This window comes from Nonomuraea sp. ATR24, assembly GCF_041950485.1.
Lineage (GTDB): Bacteria > Actinomycetota > Actinomycetes > Streptosporangiales > Streptosporangiaceae > Nonomuraea > Nonomuraea ceibae.
On sequence record NZ_JBGNUU010000034.1, the window covers coordinates 38,954 to 54,432 of the forward strand.

18 protein-coding genes are annotated in these 15,479 nt (G+C 69.6%); 6 read left to right on the top strand and 12 right to left on the bottom strand.

The genetic code is table 11. The annotated features are described in order from the left end of the window. Positions 1–9: 9 nt before the first annotated feature. Positions 10–492 (bottom strand): CarD family transcriptional regulator, encoded by a 483-nt coding sequence (locus ACBI99_RS43620; RefSeq protein ID WP_043624891.1) that lies wholly within the window; start codon positions 490–492, stop codon positions 10–12. 241 nt (positions 493–733) lie between these two features. On the opposite strand from ACBI99_RS43620, the gene ACBI99_RS43625 reads away from it, so the two are divergent. Next, positions 734–1,312: a copper chaperone PCu(A)C gene (locus ACBI99_RS43625; RefSeq protein ID WP_308126136.1), complete on the top strand. Its 579-nt coding sequence runs from the start codon at positions 734–736 to the stop codon at positions 1,310–1,312. 80 nt (positions 1,313–1,392) lie between these two features. On the opposite strand, the gene ACBI99_RS43630 is transcribed toward ACBI99_RS43625, so the two are convergent. After that, complete coding sequence (locus ACBI99_RS43630; protein WP_357592766.1) at positions 1,393–2,085, bottom strand: response regulator transcription factor; 693 nt, start codon at positions 2,083–2,085, stop codon at positions 1,393–1,395. Next, the gene (locus ACBI99_RS43635; protein ID WP_219515870.1) at positions 2,082–3,251 is read right to left on the bottom strand and encodes an ATP-binding protein; all 1,170 of its coding nucleotides are present in this window, start codon (positions 3,249–3,251) and stop codon (positions 2,082–2,084) included. The genes ACBI99_RS43630 and ACBI99_RS43635 overlap by 4 nt, the downstream gene beginning before the upstream one ends. Before the next feature lie 132 nt (positions 3,252–3,383). Between ACBI99_RS43635 and phoU the strand changes: the two genes are divergently transcribed. Beyond that, positions 3,384–4,028, top strand: a complete 645-nt coding sequence (gene phoU / locus ACBI99_RS43640; protein WP_219515778.1) for a phosphate signaling complex protein PhoU — start codon at positions 3,384–3,386, stop codon at positions 4,026–4,028. Here the strand turns inward: phoU and ACBI99_RS43645 are convergent. Continuing rightward, the gene (locus ACBI99_RS43645; RefSeq protein WP_219515781.1) at positions 3,998–4,612 is read right to left on the bottom strand and encodes a TetR family transcriptional regulator; all 615 of its coding nucleotides are present in this window, start codon (positions 4,610–4,612) and stop codon (positions 3,998–4,000) included. The genes phoU and ACBI99_RS43645 overlap by 31 nt on opposite strands. A 69-nt stretch (positions 4,613–4,681) precedes the next feature. Here ACBI99_RS43645 and ACBI99_RS43650 point away from each other — a divergent pair, with 69 nt between their 5' ends. Next, positions 4,682–5,656 (top strand): SDR family NAD(P)-dependent oxidoreductase, encoded by a 975-nt coding sequence (locus tag ACBI99_RS43650; RefSeq protein ID WP_375075164.1) that lies wholly within the window; start codon positions 4,682–4,684, stop codon positions 5,654–5,656. Between the two features lie 117 nt (positions 5,657–5,773). Here ACBI99_RS43650 and ACBI99_RS43655 read toward each other — a convergent pair whose 3' ends face one another. From ACBI99_RS43655 to ACBI99_RS43665, 3 genes are all read right to left on the bottom strand, one after another. After that, the gene (locus ACBI99_RS43655) at positions 5,774–7,441 is read right to left on the bottom strand and encodes an ABC-three component system protein (RefSeq protein WP_375075165.1); all 1,668 of its coding nucleotides are present in this window, start codon (positions 7,439–7,441) and stop codon (positions 5,774–5,776) included. Between the two features lie 61 nt (positions 7,442–7,502). Beyond that, positions 7,503–7,763, bottom strand: a complete 261-nt coding sequence (locus ACBI99_RS43660) for an ABC-three component system middle component 6 (protein ID WP_219515861.1) — start codon at positions 7,761–7,763, stop codon at positions 7,503–7,505. Beyond that, positions 7,760–8,698 carry an ABC-three component system protein gene (locus ACBI99_RS43665; protein ID WP_375075166.1) on the bottom strand — a complete coding sequence of 313 codons (939 nt, stop codon included), beginning with the start codon at positions 8,696–8,698 and terminating at the stop codon, positions 7,760–7,762. The genes ACBI99_RS43660 and ACBI99_RS43665 overlap by 4 nt, the downstream gene beginning before the upstream one ends. A 400-nt stretch (positions 8,699–9,098) precedes the next feature. Here ACBI99_RS43665 and ACBI99_RS43670 point away from each other — a divergent pair, with 400 nt between their 5' ends. Then, on the top strand, positions 9,099–9,815 hold the full coding sequence (locus ACBI99_RS43670) for a hypothetical protein (RefSeq protein WP_219517859.1): 717 nt from the start codon (positions 9,099–9,101) through the stop codon (positions 9,813–9,815). Between the two features lie 274 nt (positions 9,816–10,089). Here ACBI99_RS43670 and ACBI99_RS43675 read toward each other — a convergent pair whose 3' ends face one another. The 4 genes from ACBI99_RS43675 to mshA are packed head-to-tail and all read right to left on the bottom strand — an operon-like array spanning position 10,090 to position 13,329. Next, positions 10,090–10,833 (bottom strand): phosphoglyceromutase, encoded by a 744-nt coding sequence (locus tag ACBI99_RS43675; RefSeq protein WP_219517858.1) that lies wholly within the window; start codon positions 10,831–10,833, stop codon positions 10,090–10,092. Positions 10,834–10,843: 10 nt separating this feature from the next. Continuing rightward, positions 10,844–11,536: an SAM-dependent methyltransferase gene (locus ACBI99_RS43680; RefSeq protein ID WP_375075167.1), complete on the bottom strand. Its 693-nt coding sequence runs from the start codon at positions 11,534–11,536 to the stop codon at positions 10,844–10,846. Between the two features lie 11 nt (positions 11,537–11,547). After that, positions 11,548–12,030 (bottom strand): YbjN domain-containing protein, encoded by a 483-nt coding sequence (locus tag ACBI99_RS43685; RefSeq protein WP_219517856.1) that lies wholly within the window; start codon positions 12,028–12,030, stop codon positions 11,548–11,550. 21 nt (positions 12,031–12,051) lie between these two features. Further along, positions 12,052–13,329 (bottom strand): D-inositol-3-phosphate glycosyltransferase, encoded by a 1,278-nt coding sequence (mshA, locus tag ACBI99_RS43690; protein WP_308126190.1) that lies wholly within the window; start codon positions 13,327–13,329, stop codon positions 12,052–12,054. 93 nt (positions 13,330–13,422) lie between these two features. On the opposite strand from mshA, the gene ACBI99_RS43695 reads away from it, so the two are divergent. Both ACBI99_RS43695 and ACBI99_RS43700 read left to right on the top strand, forming a co-directional pair. After that, positions 13,423–14,166 carry an SDR family NAD(P)-dependent oxidoreductase gene (locus ACBI99_RS43695; RefSeq protein WP_357584335.1) on the top strand — a complete coding sequence of 248 codons (744 nt, stop codon included), beginning with the start codon at positions 13,423–13,425 and terminating at the stop codon, positions 14,164–14,166. Further along, positions 14,159–14,944, top strand: a complete 786-nt coding sequence (locus tag ACBI99_RS43700) for a class I SAM-dependent methyltransferase (RefSeq protein ID WP_375075168.1) — start codon at positions 14,159–14,161, stop codon at positions 14,942–14,944. Before ACBI99_RS43695 ends, ACBI99_RS43700 begins: the two co-directional genes overlap by 8 nt. 7 nt (positions 14,945–14,951) lie before the next feature. On the opposite strand, the gene ACBI99_RS43705 is transcribed toward ACBI99_RS43700, so the two are convergent. After that, complete coding sequence (locus ACBI99_RS43705) at positions 14,952–15,461, bottom strand: O-acetyl-ADP-ribose deacetylase (protein ID WP_375075169.1); 510 nt, start codon at positions 15,459–15,461, stop codon at positions 14,952–14,954. Positions 15,462–15,479 lie beyond the last annotated feature (18 nt).

The window sequence follows — 15,479 nt, forward strand, 5'->3', positions numbered from 1 at the left end:
TGTTCGTGTTCAGGAGTTGAGAACCTCGTCGAGCAGGGCTTCCGCCTTGTCCTCGTTGGTCTTCTCCGCGAGCGCGAGCTCACTGACCAGGATCTGGCGAGCCTTCGCGAGCATGCGCTTCTCCCCCGCGGACAGGCCGCGCTCGCGGTCCCTCCGCCACAGGTCGCGAACGACTTCGGCGACCTTGTTCACATCGCCGGAAGCGAGCTTCTCAAGATTGGCCTTGTAACGGCGAGACCAGTTGGTCGGCTCTTCCGTGTGCGGCATCCGCAGGACGTCGAAAACCCGCTCAAGGCCTTCCTGACCGACAACATCGCGCACACCGACGAGTTCTGCGTTTTCGGCTGGCACCTGGACGGTAAGGTCGCCCTTGTCGACCTTGAGCACCAGGTAGGTCTTTTCCTCACCCTTGATGGATCGCTTCGTGATTGCTTCGATCCGAGCAGCCCCATGGTGGGGGTAGACGACAGTGTCGCCGACCTGGAAAGTCATGTGACAAGTACCCCTTCCGCTGTACTCCAGGGTACCACGCATCCACAGGCTCCCGGAACAGTGAAATCATCATAACTGCAGGTCAAAGCCGCATATTGGGGGTTGACAAGCGGTCAAGCGTATGAATCGCATATCCGGACATGGCTAATGACCTGCGGGGGTGCGGATATGACCATGGAATCGGATCGATATGGTAGGCGCTGCCCATCCCGCACGCGCGAGACCCAAGGAGAACCCGCCCGTGACCAGCCGTCGCTGGATTGTCGCCGCCGCCGCGTTCCTGGCTGCCCCCGTACTCGCCGGCTGTTCGGTTGGATTCGACGCCAACACCAACAAGCCCTACGCGCCCGTCGAGGGAGCGGCCCTCATCGAGCAGGGCAGCTACGGAAAGCAGACCGTCCACATCCCTCAGGCGTTCATTCTCGGCCCCGACTCCGGCGGCCAGATTCCCTGGCGTGGTTCCGCCCCGGTCTACCTGCACATCCTCAACTCCTCGGGCACTCCCGACAGCCTCCAGGCCGTCAGCGCGGGCAACGCCGCCACGGCCAAGCTCGCCGCCCCCGTGCAGCTCCCGAGCAACCAGCTCGTCGACACGGGCAAGCCGAGCCCCCAGATCATGCTGGAAGGCCTCTCCAGGGCCCTCAGGGGCGGCGAGAGCATCCGCCTGGACCTCCAGTTCGCCAACGCCGGCGTCGTCTCCATGAACGTCCCTGTGGTCACGCGCAGCCGCGAGTTCGCCCAGTACCCGGCCGTCCCCGGCGCCGTCCCCCCGCCGACGCCCACTCCCACCCCGTCGGCGCCCGCGGAAGAGGCGCACTAAGACGCCTCAAGACACGGCAAAACCTCTGTTTCCCGTACGGACTCCCGTACCGGAAACAGAGGTTTTCGTGTTGTATGCGGCTATTCCTCGACCGCGTCGAACTTGTAGCCGAGGCCGCGCACGGTCAGGATGCAGCGCGGGTTGGACGGATCGGCCTCGATCTTCGCGCGCAGGCGCTTGACGTGCACGTCGAGGGTCTTGGTGTCGCCCACGTAGTCGGCGCCCCAGACGCGGTCGATGAGCTGGCCGCGGGTGAGCACCCGGCCGGCGTTGCGCAGCAGCACCTCCAGCAGCTCGAACTCCTTGAGCGGAAGCTGCACCTGCTCGCCGCGCACGGCCACGACGTGGCGGTCGACGTCCATCCGGACCGGGCCGACGGCCAGCACCGCGGTCTCCAGCTCCTCCACGACGTCGCCCTGACGGCGCAGCACCGCCCGGATGCGGGCGACGAGCTCACGCGAGGAGAACGGCTTCGTCACGTAGTCGTCGGCGCCCAGCTCCAGGCCCACGACCTTGTCGATCTCGCTGTCCTTGGCCGTCAGCATGATGACCGGGACCTTCGAGCGCTGCCGCAGCGAGCGGCACACCTCGGTGCCGGGCAGGCCGGGCAGCATGAGGTCGAGCAGCACCAGGTCGGCGCCGCTGCGGTCGAAGGTGTCGAGCGCCTCGGGCCCGGTCGCCGCGACAGAGACCTCGAACCCCTCCTTGCGCAGCATGTAGGACAGGGCGTCGGAGAAGGACTCCTCGTCCTCCACGACCAAAACTCTGGTCATCTGACCGTCTCCAGGGGAATCGAGGGTGGTGCGGGCAGCGCCGTCCCGCCGAAGGCGGGCAGGCGCAGCGTGAAGGTCGAGCCGGAGCCTTCCTTGCTCCAGACGGAGACCTCGCCGGCGTGCGCGGCGGCTATGTGTTTGACGATGGCCAGGCCCAGGCCGGTGCCGCCGGTCGCCCGGGAGCGGGCGGCGTCGACGCGGAAGAAGCGCTCGAAGATGCGTTCCTGCAACTCCTCGGAGATGCCGATCCCCTGGTCGCTGACGCTGATCTCGACGCTGTCGCCGGCGGGCCGCGCGCTGATGACCACGCGGGTGTGCTCGGGGCTGTAGACGATCGCGTTGTCGATGAGATTGCGCAACGCGGTGACCAGCAGCTCGTCGTCGCCCCAGATGCGCAGCCCCTCGGTGCCGCCGGAGACGAGCGTGATGTCCTTGGCCCCGGCCCTGGTGTTGCAGTAGTCGATGGCGTCCTGGACGGCCTCGTCGATGGAGACCTGGCCGGGCGTGGGGATGGCCTCGGCGCCCTGGATCCTGCTCAGCGTGATGAGGTCCTGGACCAGGTAGGTGAGCCTGGCGGCCTCGTGCTGCATGCGGCCGGCGAAGCGGGTGACGGCCTGGGGGTCGTCGGCGGCGTCCTGGATCGTCTCGGCGAGCAGGCTCAGCGCGCCCACGGGGGTCTTCAGCTCGTGGCTGACGTTGGCCACGAAGTCGCGCCGCACGGCCTCGACCCGGCGGGACTCGGTCTGGTCCTCGGCGAGGACGAGCACCTGCCCGTAGGAGCCGAGCGGGGCGACGCGCACCGCGAAGCTGGTGGTCTCCTGCCCGAACTTGTGCCCGGCGACGTCGATCTCGGTCTCCCGGATCTCGCCGTCGCGGCGCACCTGGCGCGCCAGCGCGAGCAGCTCGGCCGCCATCAGCCGGTCGCCCTTGACCAGCCCGAACGCGCGAGCGGCCGAGCTGGCGCGCAGCACCCGGTCCTGGCCGTCGAGCACCACGGCGGACGAGGGCAGCACGGCCAGCACGGAGGCGACGCCCTGCGGCAGCGCACCGGGGTCGTTGTCGGTGGCCGCACCGGCCCGGCTGGGCGCCTCGATCTGATTGCGGTAGAACAGCACCGCGAGAGCCCCCACGACGAAGCCGGCCAGGGCCGCGAAGCTCATGGCCATCTCACTCATGTCTTCGATGGTAGGCGGCGCCACGCCGAGCACACCCCTCTCACCTGCGGATGAACCCGGCTTTCCCGGAAAGTTCATCTCGGCGTAGGAGTTCGTTCATCGACGCCCACATACGGTGACGACATGCGCGACGCGTACCATGAAGAACTTGATTCCCTGACCGACAAGCTGGTCGAGATGACCAGGCTTGTCCGCTCGGCCATTTCCCGGGCCACGACCGCCCTGCTCGACTCCGACCTCCAGCTCGCGGAGAGCGTGATCTCCCGCGACGAGGAGGTGAACGCGATCTTCGCGGACATCGAGGCGTCCATCTTCGACCTGATGGCCAGGCAGCAGCCGGTCGCGGTCGACCTGCGGATGGTCGTCACGGCGCTGCGCATGGGCACCGACCTGGAGCGGATGGGCGACCTCGCGGTGCACGTCGCCAAGGTGGCCCGGCTGCGCCACCCCGACTCGGCCATCCCCGCGGAGATCCGCTCCACGATCGTGGAGATGGGCCAGATCGCCGAGAACCTGGTCACCAAGGCCGGCAGCTGCGTCGCCTCCCGCGACGTCGAGTCGGCCCTGGAGCTGGAGCAGGACGACGACGCGATGGACCGGCTGCACCGGCGGCTGTTCAAGAACATCCTGGGCAAGGACTGGGCCCACGGCGTCGAGCCCGCCATCGACATCACGCTCATCGGCCGCTACTACGAGCGCTACGCCGACCACGCGGTCCGCGTCGCCCGTGACGTCGTCTACCTGGTGACGGGCTCCCGTCCCGGCTGAGCCCCGGCGATCAGCTCCGTGGCGCGGCGCATCGCCGCCCGCACCTCGGCGGGCGCGTCGCCGCGCTCCAGCGCGGCGAGCGTCGCCGCGCTCACCGCCCCCACCGCCGCGCCCACGAGCGCGGCCGCCCCGATCGGGTCGAGTTCGTCCGGGTACGCCTGCCGCAGGGCCTGGGTCAGCTCGTGCTGCGCGGTGACGTAGCGGTGCAGCAGCCGGGCCTGCAACGCCGGGGCGGTGGCCGCCAGCCGGACCCGTAGCTGCGCCAGCCCGCTCGTCAGGTCGGCGTCCCAGGCGTTGCCGATCATCTCCTCCATGGCCCGCGCGACCACGTCGGCGGGCCTTTCGCCTTCCCCGCGCTCGGCGACCACGCGCAGCCCCAGGTCCACCCGCACGTCCGCGTTGGCGAACAGCACGTCCTCCTTGGCCTGGAAGTGCAGGAAGAACGTCCGCGTCGACACCTCGGCCGCCTCGGCGATCTCCGCGACGGTGACCTGCTCGAAGCCCCGCTCCTCGAAGAGCCGGACGGCCGCCTCGACCAGCGCCTGCCGTGTGCGCTGCTTCTTGAGTTCCCGCAATCCCGTCATGCCCGCAAGTTTAGTACATTTGATGTAGTAATACATCTGATGTAGTCACTTGGAGAGAGGCAGGACCCCATGGGCAGTCTTGACGGGCGCGTCGCCCTCATCACCGGAGCGGGCCGCGGCATCGGCCGCGAGGAGGCGCTGTTCTTCGCCGCGGAAGGCGCCAAGGTCGTCGTCAACGACCCCGGCGTCGAGATCGACGGCAGCGGCGGCGACACCGGCGTCGCCGCCAAGGTGGTCGAGGAGATCGTCGCTCGCGGCGGCCAGGCCGTCGCCAGCACCGACAGCGTCGCCGACTGGGAAGGCGCCCGCCGCATGGTCGCCACCGCCGTCGACACCTTCGGCGACCTGCACGTCGTCGTCAACAACGCCGCCGTCGAACGCAACCTCGGCCTGGCCGACCTGGGCGAGGCCGAGTTCGACGACGTCGTGGCGGTGAAGCTCAAGGGCACGTTCGCCGTCACCCGCTGGGCGGCCCGCCACTGGCGCGAACGGTACGAGGCCGGCGACCGCGCCGACCGCGCCGTGATCAACACCTCGTCCGGCTCCGGGCTGCTCAACCCGCTGCCCACCCAGGCCTCCTACGCCTCCGCGAACGCCGGCGTGGCCGCCCTCACCACCGTCGCCGCCCTCGAACTCGGCAGGTACGGCGTGCGGGTCAACTGCGTCTCGCCGTCCATGGCCCGTACCAGGCTCACCCTGGAGGTGCCCGGGATGGGCGGCGAGCCGCCCGCCGAGGGCTTCGACCCGCTGCACCCCGCCGCCGTCGCCCCCATCGCCGCCTACCTGGCCTCCGCCGCGTGCCCCCGGACCGGGCAGGTGCTGTCCGTCAGAGGCGGCACGGTCACCGTGAACCAGGGGTGGACGGCCGGGCCGGCGGTGCACAGGGACGGGCCGTGGACCGTCGCCGAGCTGGCCGAGGAGCTGGGGGCGGTGCCCATGCAGGACCCGTACGACCGGCTCGCCGAGGCGCTCGGCGGGGCGCTGGGGGTTTCGGGACGGGAGCAGTTGCAGGGGATGATCAACGCGCTGCTCGACCGGCGCTGACCGCCCTACGGCGGTGCCCGCACCGCCGGCGGTCCTTTTCCTGCGAGGGGCCTACCGGCCCCTCGCGCTCCCCGGCCGTTCACCGTACGGCTCGGCCCATCCTGAACGGCGCCACGTTCAGAAGCGGAAGCCGAAAAGGCCACCTGTGACCTGGTCGGTCAGGTGGGGCTCGATGACGTACGGGGCCGCGTCAAGGCCCGCCGAGCCGGCCTTCCGCAGATCGTCGGAGTTGATCGTGACGACGTACTGCATTCCTTCGGCCGCGGTCACCTCCGCGGCGAGCTGCAACGCCCGGACGATCTGCCTCTCATCCACGCCGTCGTACAGATGACTGTCGTGAACCAGGAAGTCAGGACCACGCCCGGCCCTGTGAGCTATCACCGAAGCGGTCAGGTCGAAGCAGAAGATGACCATGTTGTGGATGCCACGGCTGCCGTCATCCTCGATACGGGGCTCGATACGCATGCGCTGCTTCGTGGGGCTGAACGTCAGGTACGGATTCTTGCCGTCGCCGTACAGACGCCTCGCATACTGGTTGAACAGCGCATTGGCCTCCCGGGTCGCCGCGTCCCTGTCTTCGAGGTCGGTGACCATCTCCTGTTCCAGCTCCAGTCGCTTGGCGTCGATCTCGCGCCGGCTGGCCTCCAGGGCCTGCGCCGCCTGGAACCTGTGCCTGAGCGATTCGAGATGTGCCTGCTCGCGTGCGAGGGCGTACTGAAGCGAGGTGAGCGCGTCGAGCGCCCCGCCCGAGTTGAGAGTGCGCAACAGGGCCGCCTGCCTCTCACCGAGGCGCTGCCGGGCCAGGTTGCGCTCCGACAGACGCTCGCGGAGGCGGGAGGCCTCCTCGCTCAGGTGCTTCTCGCGATTTCTCACCACGGTCTCGTGAAACACGCGGACATCGTCGAACCGGCGTCGCACCTCCTGGCCGAGGATGACTCCGAGCTGGCGGTAGGCGGTCTCGAGGTAGCGGTCGTCGGGCTCCACGACGTCGGCCATCGCCCGCTCCATGTCCTGAAGATTGCGGCGTTCGATGGCCTCCTCTGCCCGGAGGTCCCTGATCTGCTGATCGACCTCATCGGCTTCCCGGCGGATGTTCTCGTACTCCGGGACCACCTGAAAATCGGCGATCTGCCTTTCGAGCTCGGCGAGACGCTGCTCGACGGCTCCGATCTCACCGCGGAGCTCTGCGGAACGACCGACGATCTTTCCCCACACCGGATCCTTGGCCGCCTCGACCAGCTTCTTTCTGGTGGCTTCCTGATTGGAGAGCAGCCGGTATCTCGCCGCCAGGCCCACGTCCAGCCCGAACAGGTGGCACAAATTGAGCATGGAATCATGCGGCGACTGCTGGCCGAAGGTTTTCGTGGGCTCCAGGAAGCCGCCGACGTCGACTCTTCTGATGGCGAAGGACAGGAGCGTTCTACCGCTGATGTCGACGTTCTGGGATGTGGCCCCGTAGAGATCCCGCTCGATCACCCACTGCCAGTCCTTGAGCGATATCTCTGCGGGCCGATCGAAAAGACCCCTCGGCGTCCCTCCGGTGACGTCCGGGTCGACCACTATCTTGTTCGGCCTGCCGACGGCGCGCGTGACCACCAGCGGCTCCGACCTGCCCGGCCAGTCCAGCTCCAGCGTGAACACGTGATCACGCAGGCTCGGACTGGTCCACAGCGCCTTGTTCGCGTTCTGCGCGCCCAGGACGAAATGCAGCAGCTCTATCATGCTCGACTTGCCGGAGCCATTACGGCTGTCCGTGTCGGTGGAGGCATCGGTGCGCTCGGCCACGACAATGTTGAGACCGGAGCGGAATTCGACGGCCTTGAATCTCGAGTCGTTCGATCCCAGGCTACGGAGCATCGCTGCGCGCCCGGAAGATCAGGACATCCCGCTCCAGCTCGACGAGCCCCATCGCGAAAAGCAGATCAAGGGACAGCGCGAACCACCAGAACGTCAGTGGGGCGCGATGGTCGTTGGCCTCCCGCCACGCCAGGAGGCGGCGCCATGCCTGATTGATGGTCACCGGCTGCCGCTCAGTGGCGATCACGATCTGCGCGCCGACAGCCAGCAACGCACGCTGGGGAGCGACGCCCTTGGTCGGCACGATCACGCGAGCACCTCCACCCCTGTCTCAGGAGCCCACCCCGCGGGCGGCACCTTGAAGATCTCACACTCCTCGAAGAAGTACATCAGGACGACGAGCGCGTTGAGCTCCATGGGCGACCGTTGCGAGGCGTTGCCGAGGATGTGACGTTCGAGCTGCCAGAGAATTTCGTCCGCGTCAGCACTCGCCCGGGCGATCATCTCGTAGTGCGCCCGGAACCCCGCCGCCACCTCGTCGCGCTCGTTCGGATCCAGGCGTCCCCGGTAGTACTCCTCCACGTGTTTCACGTACGGCAGCGCAAGACAGAGACGATGCCTGACGTCCCAGGAAAATCCGTTGTAGTCCATCTTGGTCAGAGGGGGCCTGGGAATCGCGGGCAGGTCTTCGAACGGACGGCGAAAGGCCGCCAGATGGTCCAGCAATGGGATGAGCTCGTCGAGTACGACGCTGACGGCCACCGGAGCAGCGGGGAAAGGGCCCAGGAAGTCTTCCACCTGCCACCTCTCCATCCGGCAGAGCCGGGTGTAGAAGTGGGTTCTGCCGAAGTTCTCGAAGGTGAGCTCCGGATAGTTCGTGCGCGCCCCTGCCAGCAAGGACGCCACCTCGGGATGGATGCCCCGCCGGTCGCTGTGGACGAAGACGAAGGTGTGAAACTCGTTCTTGCGCTGCTCCAGCGCTTTGAAGAGATCGCTTTCGAACTTGTCGGCGATCTTCGCAGGTGTCACCGTCTGCGGTGCGTAGCAGGCATAAAGCTTGCGGTCGGAGAGCAGCAGTCCATCCGCTCCCTGGTCACCCCTTCGTCCCGCGGTCCGGACATTGAGAAAGCCGGGCTCCGAAACACACATGACCCTGTGGAAGAACTCTTCGAACGCCTCGCCGTGCAGGTCGTCGAGCTTCGCGTGGAGCATGAACCTGACCGACGAGCGCTCCCAGAGCTCCACAACTCCCCCACATAAATCACCGGGCGCGATCGCGCGATCATGTCAAGGGTACGAAGGATAGCCTGGCAGGATTTGAATCGTTGTCGATTTCCACTTGCCCATCCCTTGGGTCGAGTATCAAGGTGCTATTTGTGCGCAGGCGCGGAGTTTGCTCTTGAAATCGGTCGCGCTGGAGAGCTGTCATGGGCCTCGGTGAAGGTGGTGAAATGGCGCCCGGCGCCATCCACGACCCGACGGCGGGCCTACGCCAGCCCAGGCATCAAGGCTTGGGCGGCACCCGCGCCATCGCCACGTTGAAGACCTGGAAGACTCCTGACCCGGCTGTGCCGGCTACTCACGATGACGGCGCTCACGGTTGATCTATTCTTGGCTTCCCACTGTGCGAGTAAGTCGAGGCCATATGAGTTACGCAGCACTGATCCGGCCCGTGGTCGACCGGGTGTACGCGGGGTTCCGGGGCACAGGGCATGAGCGCGTCCAGGCTGTCTACGACGCGTACAAGATTCGGCCGGGCTTCGAAAGGAGCTTCTATTTCGGCCTGCTGGCCCGGCCGATGCCTGCCGAAGCCTTCGCGGCGGTGACCACGTACTCCGGCTCGGACATGACCGACGAGCTGGCGCAGGGTGTGGCGGAGGTCGACGGTGACGGAACGTGGCGGCTGACTCCGCTCGGCCGGGAGTTGGCGCTGGAGGTGCAGCGCACGTACGCCGATTGGGCTGAGGTGTACTGGGACCAGAAGCTGGTCGAGACGATGCCGGGCCTCACCGTGGTGCCACGGCTCGCCGAACTGGTCGGCCGCCTCCTGGAGGCGGGTCAGGCCACCGGTGGTCCGGCGTTCCGGGCGGTGGCTCCGGTGTACGAGCCGGCCGACGCCTCCCCGACGCTCCGCCTGACCAGTCGCCTCGGGGCGCTGCGCCACCACCGGGGCGACGCGCACCGGGCCGCCTGGTCCGCCGCCGGGCTCACGCTCGCTCAGTTGAGGGCACTGCCCGCGGACAGCCCGCAGCGGCGGGAGATCGAGGACGAGACGAACCGGCTGGACGAGCCCATCTACCAGGCGCTGTCACAGGGGGAGCGCGACGAGCTGCTGGCCGGCCTGGGAGCTCTGCCGGGCTGACCAACCAGGAGGGGCTCCCACAGTGCGCGTCGCCCAGCGGTCCAGCCATGAGGAGCTGCCCCGCAACACCTGACCCTGTGGAAGCCGAACTTGCGCAACCGGCCGGGGAGCGCGAGGGGCCAGGCAGGCCCCTCGCCGGGGGGCTTGCCCCCGCTGAACACAGCCCGAGTGCCGGAGGCGCGAAGCGCCTGACAACGAGGACCATGCCGTTGGGCGCGGGACGCGCCCCGCAAAACAGCACAGCCCAAAGCCGACAACGAGGACCGAACGCGCGTCAGCGTCCCTGGTTGGCCACGGCCTCGATGGCCGCCTTGGCCGCGTCCGGGTCCAGGTACTCGCCTCCACGCCGCACCGGCCGGAACTCGGCGTCGAGCTCGTACCGGAGCGGGATCCCCGTGGGGATGTTCAGCCCCGCGATCTCCTCGTCCCCGATGCCGTCGAGGTGCTTGACCAGGGCGCGGAGCGAGTTGCCGTGGGCGGCCACGAGGACGGTCCGCCCGGCGGACAGGTCGGGCACGATCGCGTCGTACCAGTAGGGCAGCATCCGGTCCACGACGTCCTTGAGGCACTCGGTGCGTGGCATCAGCTCGGGCGGGAGCAGGGCGTAGCGCCGGTCGCCGGCCTGGGAGTACTCGTCGTCGTCGGCGATGGGCGGCGGGGGCGTGTCGTAGGAGCGGCGCCACAGCATGAACTGCTCGTCGCCGAACTCCTCGCGCGTCTGGGCCTTGTTCTTGCCCTGGAGGGCGCCGTAGTGGCGTTCGTTGAGCCGCCAGGAGCGCTTGACGGGGAGCCAGAGCAGGTCGGCCTCGCCGAGGGCGTACTGGGCCGTCTGGATGGCCCTGGTCAGCAGGCTCGTGTGGACGACGTCGGGGTAGACGCCGGCTTCGGTGAGGAGTTTGCCGCCGCGGCGGGCCTCGTCCTCGCCCTTCGCCGACAGGGAGACGTCCACCCAGCCGGTGAACAGGCCCTTCGCGTTCCAGTCGCTTTCGCCATGCCGTAGCAGCACCAATGTCGCCATGCGGCCAATCCTATGGTTTGCGGGCGACCCCGCAGAGAAAGTGGGGGGTGGGCGGCCGGACGAGGTCTTCGGGGCGCCATTCGGGCACGGTGACGACGCCGGGTGGCAGCAGGTCGAGGCCGGCGAAGAGGGGGCGCGGGTCGGTGGTGCCGTCGGAGACGTGGGAGAGGACGAGGTGGCTGCCGGGGGCGAGGGGGGCCATGAGCTCGGCGATGAGCGGCTGGGGGTCGTCGGCGACGTAGTGGGCGATGGCGAGCAGGAGGACGGCGACGGGCCGGTCGAGGTCGAGGTGCTGGCCGACGGCCGGGTTGTTCAGGATGTCGGTGGGTTTGCGCAGGTCGCCGCGGACGGCGAGGGCTTCGGGGACGCCGTCGAGGAGGGTGCGGGCGTGGCTGACGACCTGGGCGTCGGAGTCGACGTACACGGTGGTGCGGCCGGGGACGACCTCATGGACGCTGCGGCAGGTGGGCAGGCCGGAGCCGATGTCGAGGAACTGGCCGATGCCGTCGTCGGCGAGTGCCCGTACGGCGCGGCCGAGGAAGGCGCGGTTGGCCCGGGCGTCCTCGCGGATGCCGGGCACGATCTCGAGGACGTGGGCGGCGGCCTCGCGGTCGACGCGGTAGTTGTCGTGGCCGCCGAGGAAGTAGTCGTACATGCGCGCGACGTGCGGAACGTGCGGCTCCATACCTCCTGTGTCACTCACGCCCCAGGATCTTACGCGCGTTCCGGGTCGGCGAACCGGGCGAACGCCTGCAGGTTGGCCAGCGATTCGCCGCGTTTGGCGCGCCATTCCCATTCGCGCCTGATGGAGGAGGCGAAGCCGAGTTCCAGGGCGCGGTCGAACCAGTCGTCGGCGTAGGTGAGCACGCAGCCGAGCAGGCGGTCGATCTCGTCGGCGGTGACGGCGGCGAGGGGGATGCGGCCGACGAGGTAGACGTCGCCGACGGGGTCGACGGAGAAGTGGACGCCGTACATGGCGCCGTTCTTGCCGAGCAGCCATTTGTAGAACTCGGCGTGGTTCTCGTCGGGCTGGCGGCAGAAGAACGCTTCCACGTGGAGGACCCGGTCACCGACGATGAGCCAGGTCATGGTGGCGAGCTTGTGCTGTCCGGGCAGTTTGACCAGGAACGCTCCGGGCCGCGGCTCGTCGTAGGTGACGTCCGCGGCCTTGAGCGCGGCTTCGACAACGTCGCGCATCAGTACACCCTAGGAGACGGCCTACGAGTTGACCGCCACCGGCACCCGGTGCAGGTTGGCGATGGCGGCGGCGTAGACCTCGGTGAGGCGGGAGGCGGTGGCCTGCCAGCCGAAGGCGGCGGCGTGCTCGCGGGCGCCGGCCGACAGCATCTCGCGCCATCGGGGTTCGGTGACGAGGCGGCGCAGGGCGGCGGCCCACTGGTGCGGGTCGTGGCCGTCGACGAGGAGGCCGGAGACGCCGTCGCGGACGGCGGTGCGCAGCCCGCCGACGGCGGCGGCGACGACGGGGGTGCCGCACGCCTGCGATTCGAGGGCGACCAGGCCGAACGACTCGCTGTGCGAGGGCACCACGGTGACGTCGGCGGCGCGGTACCAGTCGGCGAGCTCGTGCTGCGGCGCGGGCGGCACGAGGCGGACGACGTCGGCGATGCCGAGCTCGGCGGCCAGGTCGGTGAGCAGGGACGGGCGGGCCAGGCCGTTGCCGGAGGGGCCGCCGACGCAGGCGACGACGAGCCGGCCGCGCAGGGAGGGGTCGTCGATGAGCATCCGGGAGGCGGCGCGCAGCAGCACGTCGGGGGCCTTCAGCGGCTGGATGCGGCCCACGAACAGCAGCACGTGGGCGTCCTGCGGCAGGCCGAGCCGCTGCCGGGCGGCGCCCTGTGAGGCGGGCTGGAAGACGGTCAGGTTGACGCCGGGGTTCACCACGGCGACGCGTTCGCGGGGCGCCCCGTACAGCTCCATGAGCTCGCCGGCCTCGTCAGCGGTGTTGGCGACGAGGCGGTCGGCGATGCCCACGACCTGTTCCTCGCCGACCTCGCGGGCGGGCGGCTCGGGCTTGTCGTCGGCGGCCAGGAAGCGGTTCTTGACCTTGGCCATGGTGTGCATGGTGTGCACGAGCGGCACGCCCCAGCGTTCCTTGGCAAGCCAGCCGACCTGGCCGGACAGCCAGTAGTGCGAGTGGATGACGTCGTAGCGGCCGGGTTCGTACATGGCCTCGGTGCGCAGCACCTCCGACAGGAACGCGCAGAGCTGGCCGGGCAGGTCGGCCCGGTCCATCTCCTCGTACGGCCCGGCGGTCAGGTGGCGGACCAGGATGCCGGGTTCTAGCTCGGCGACCGGTGGCAGGTCTCGCGCCGTGGCGCGGGTGAAGATCTCCACCTCGACGCCCAGGCGCGCCAGTTTCCTGGCCGACTCCACGATGTACACGTTCATCCCCCCGGCGTCGCCCGTTCCGGGCTGGTCCAGCGGGGACGTGTGCATGCTGATGGTCGCGACCCGGTTGACCCGTCGTCGCCTCACCCGACACCACCTCCAAGCGGATTACAACTGCTCAGATCATCCCGACATTCCCGGCAGAAGGTCACAACCGGGGGGCCTGGCAGGATGTTGGCCATGAAGAGAACGGCTGTGGTGACCGGCGCGAGCAGCGGGATCGGCGAGGCGACCGCCCGCCGGCTGGCCGCCGAGGGGTACGACGTGGTGGCCGGCGCACGCAGGCGGGACCGGCTCGACAAACTGGCCGCCGAGACGCCGGGAATCAGGGCTGTCACGCTCGACGTCACCTCCCAGGAGTCGGTGGACGCGCTGGCGGCCTCCCTCGACCGCTGCGACGTGCTCGTCAACAACGCCGGAGGCGCGCTCGGGCTGGAGCCGGTGGCCGGCGGCCGGCTGGACGACTGGCAGCGGATGTACGACACCAACGTGCTCGGCTCCCTCCGCCTGACCCAGGCGCTGCTGCCCAAACTCGTCGACTCCGGCGACGGCGTGCTGGTCATGCTCACCTCGACGGCCGGACTGGTGTCGTACGAGGGCGGCGGCGGCTATTGCGCGGCCAAGCACGCGCAGACGTCGATGACCGAGACGCTCCGCCTGGAGCTGGTCGGGCAGCCGGTGCGGGTGGTCGAGATCGCGCCGGGCATGGTGAAGAGCGAGGGCTTCGCGGTGACCAGGTTCCGCGGCGACGAGGCGGCGGCGGCCAAGGTGTACGAGGGCGTGCCCGACCCGCTGAGCGCCGACGACGTGGCCGACGCCATCGCCTGGTGCGTCACCCGGCCGGCGCACGTCAACGTGGACCGGCTGGTCATCCGGCCGCGCGCCCAGGCCGCCCAGCACAAGGTGCACCGCGTCAGTGGCTAGGCCGGTCGGCGCGATCACCCGGGGCACGACCGGGCACAACCGGCTGCGCCGCGCCGACCGCTGGACCGCCGCCGTGCACGGCCCGCTGCTGCGCCGCGCCTCCCGCCCGCTCGTGGTGGACCTCGGCTACGGCGCGTCGCACACGACGACGCTGGAGCTGTTCACCCGGCTGCGGCGGGTCGCGCCGGACGTGGAGGTCGTCGGCGTCGAGATCGACCCGGCCCGGGTCGCGCTGGCCAGGCCGTACGAGCGCGAGGGGCTGAGCTTCCGGCTCGGCGGCTTCGAGCTGCCGGTCGAGCGCCCGCCGACGCTCGTGCGGGCCTTCAACGTGCTGCGGCAGTACGGCGAGGCCGACGCCTGGCACTACTGGGAGCTGCTGCGCGGCAAGCTGGCGCCGGGCGGCGTCCTGGTGGAGGGCACCTGCTCGGAGACCGGCCACCGGGCCGTGTGGGTGGGGCTCGACCGCGACGGGCCGCGCACGCTCACGTTCTCGGCCCGGTTCGACGCCTTCGAGCGGCCGTCCGACCTGGCCGACCGGCTGCCGAAGACGCTGATCCACCGCAACGTGCCGGGCGAGCGCGTCCACGCGTTCCTGCGGGACTTCGACCACGCCTGGGCGGTGAGCGCGCCGTACGGGGCGCACGGGCTGCGGCAGCGCTGGCTGGCCGCAGTCGGCGTGCTGGCGGGCTCGTGGCCGATCCCCCGCCACCCGCCGCTGGGCGGCCGGGCGCGATGGCGGCTCGGCGAGGTGACGCTGCCGTGGTCGGCCGTCGGCTGAGCCGGGACTACCGCCCGAGCTCCCGCTCGAAGGCGGCGTACGCTTCGGCGTCGAACAGGACGAACCGCACGTCCTTCACCGGCGCGTCACTCCCCCGCACGGCCGCGACCGCGATGGGGGCGCCGTCGTCGAGCGGCCAGCCGTAGATGCCGGTCGAGATCGCCGGGAACGCCACCGAGGCCGCGCCGAGCTCGCCGGCCACCCGCAGCGACTCGCGGTAGCAGGACGCCAGCAGCTCCGAGCGGTCCTCCGTACGCGAGTGGACCGGGCCGACGGTGTGAATCACCCAGCGCGCGGCCAGGTCGCCGGCCGTGGTCGCGACCGCCTGGCCGGTGGGCAGGCCCCTGCCGTAGCGGGAGGCGCGCAGCTCGCGGCACTCACGCAGGATCGCCGGGCCGCCCCTGCGGTGGACGGCCCCGTCGACGCCGCCGCCGCCCATCAGGGAGGAGTTGGCCGCGTTCACGATCGCGTCGACCGCCTGCTCGGTGATGTCCCCCTGGACCAGGGTGATGTCCATCTCACCATCATCCCGAAT

Coding starts and splice junctions, on each gene's coding strand:
- ACBI99_RS43635 (WP_219515870.1), bottom strand. CDS start 3,251: ATGGCCATGAGCTTCGCGGCCCTGGCCGGCTTCGTCGTGGGGGCTCTC.
- ACBI99_RS43645 (WP_219515781.1), bottom strand. CDS start 4,612: ATGACGGGATTGCGGGAACTCAAGAAGCAGCGCACACGGCAGGCGCTG.
- phoU (WP_219515778.1), top strand. CDS start 3,384: ATGCGCGACGCGTACCATGAAGAACTTGATTCCCTGACCGACAAGCTG.
- ACBI99_RS43630 (WP_357592766.1), bottom strand. CDS start 2,085: ATGACCAGAGTTTTGGTCGTGGAGGACGAGGAGTCCTTCTCCGACGCC.
- ACBI99_RS43705 (WP_375075169.1), bottom strand. CDS start 15,461: ATGGACATCACCCTGGTCCAGGGGGACATCACCGAGCAGGCGGTCGAC.
- ACBI99_RS43650 (WP_375075164.1), top strand. CDS start 4,682: ATGGGCAGTCTTGACGGGCGCGTCGCCCTCATCACCGGAGCGGGCCGC.
- ACBI99_RS43670 (WP_219517859.1), top strand. CDS start 9,099: ATGAGTTACGCAGCACTGATCCGGCCCGTGGTCGACCGGGTGTACGCG.
- ACBI99_RS43620 (WP_043624891.1), bottom strand. CDS start 492: ATGACTTTCCAGGTCGGCGACACTGTCGTCTACCCCCACCATGGGGCT.
- ACBI99_RS43675 (WP_219517858.1), bottom strand. CDS start 10,833: ATGGCGACATTGGTGCTGCTACGGCATGGCGAAAGCGACTGGAACGCG.
- ACBI99_RS43685 (WP_219517856.1), bottom strand. CDS start 12,030: ATGCGCGACGTTGTCGAAGCCGCGCTCAAGGCCGCGGACGTCACCTAC.
- ACBI99_RS43695 (WP_357584335.1), top strand. CDS start 13,423: ATGAAGAGAACGGCTGTGGTGACCGGCGCGAGCAGCGGGATCGGCGAG.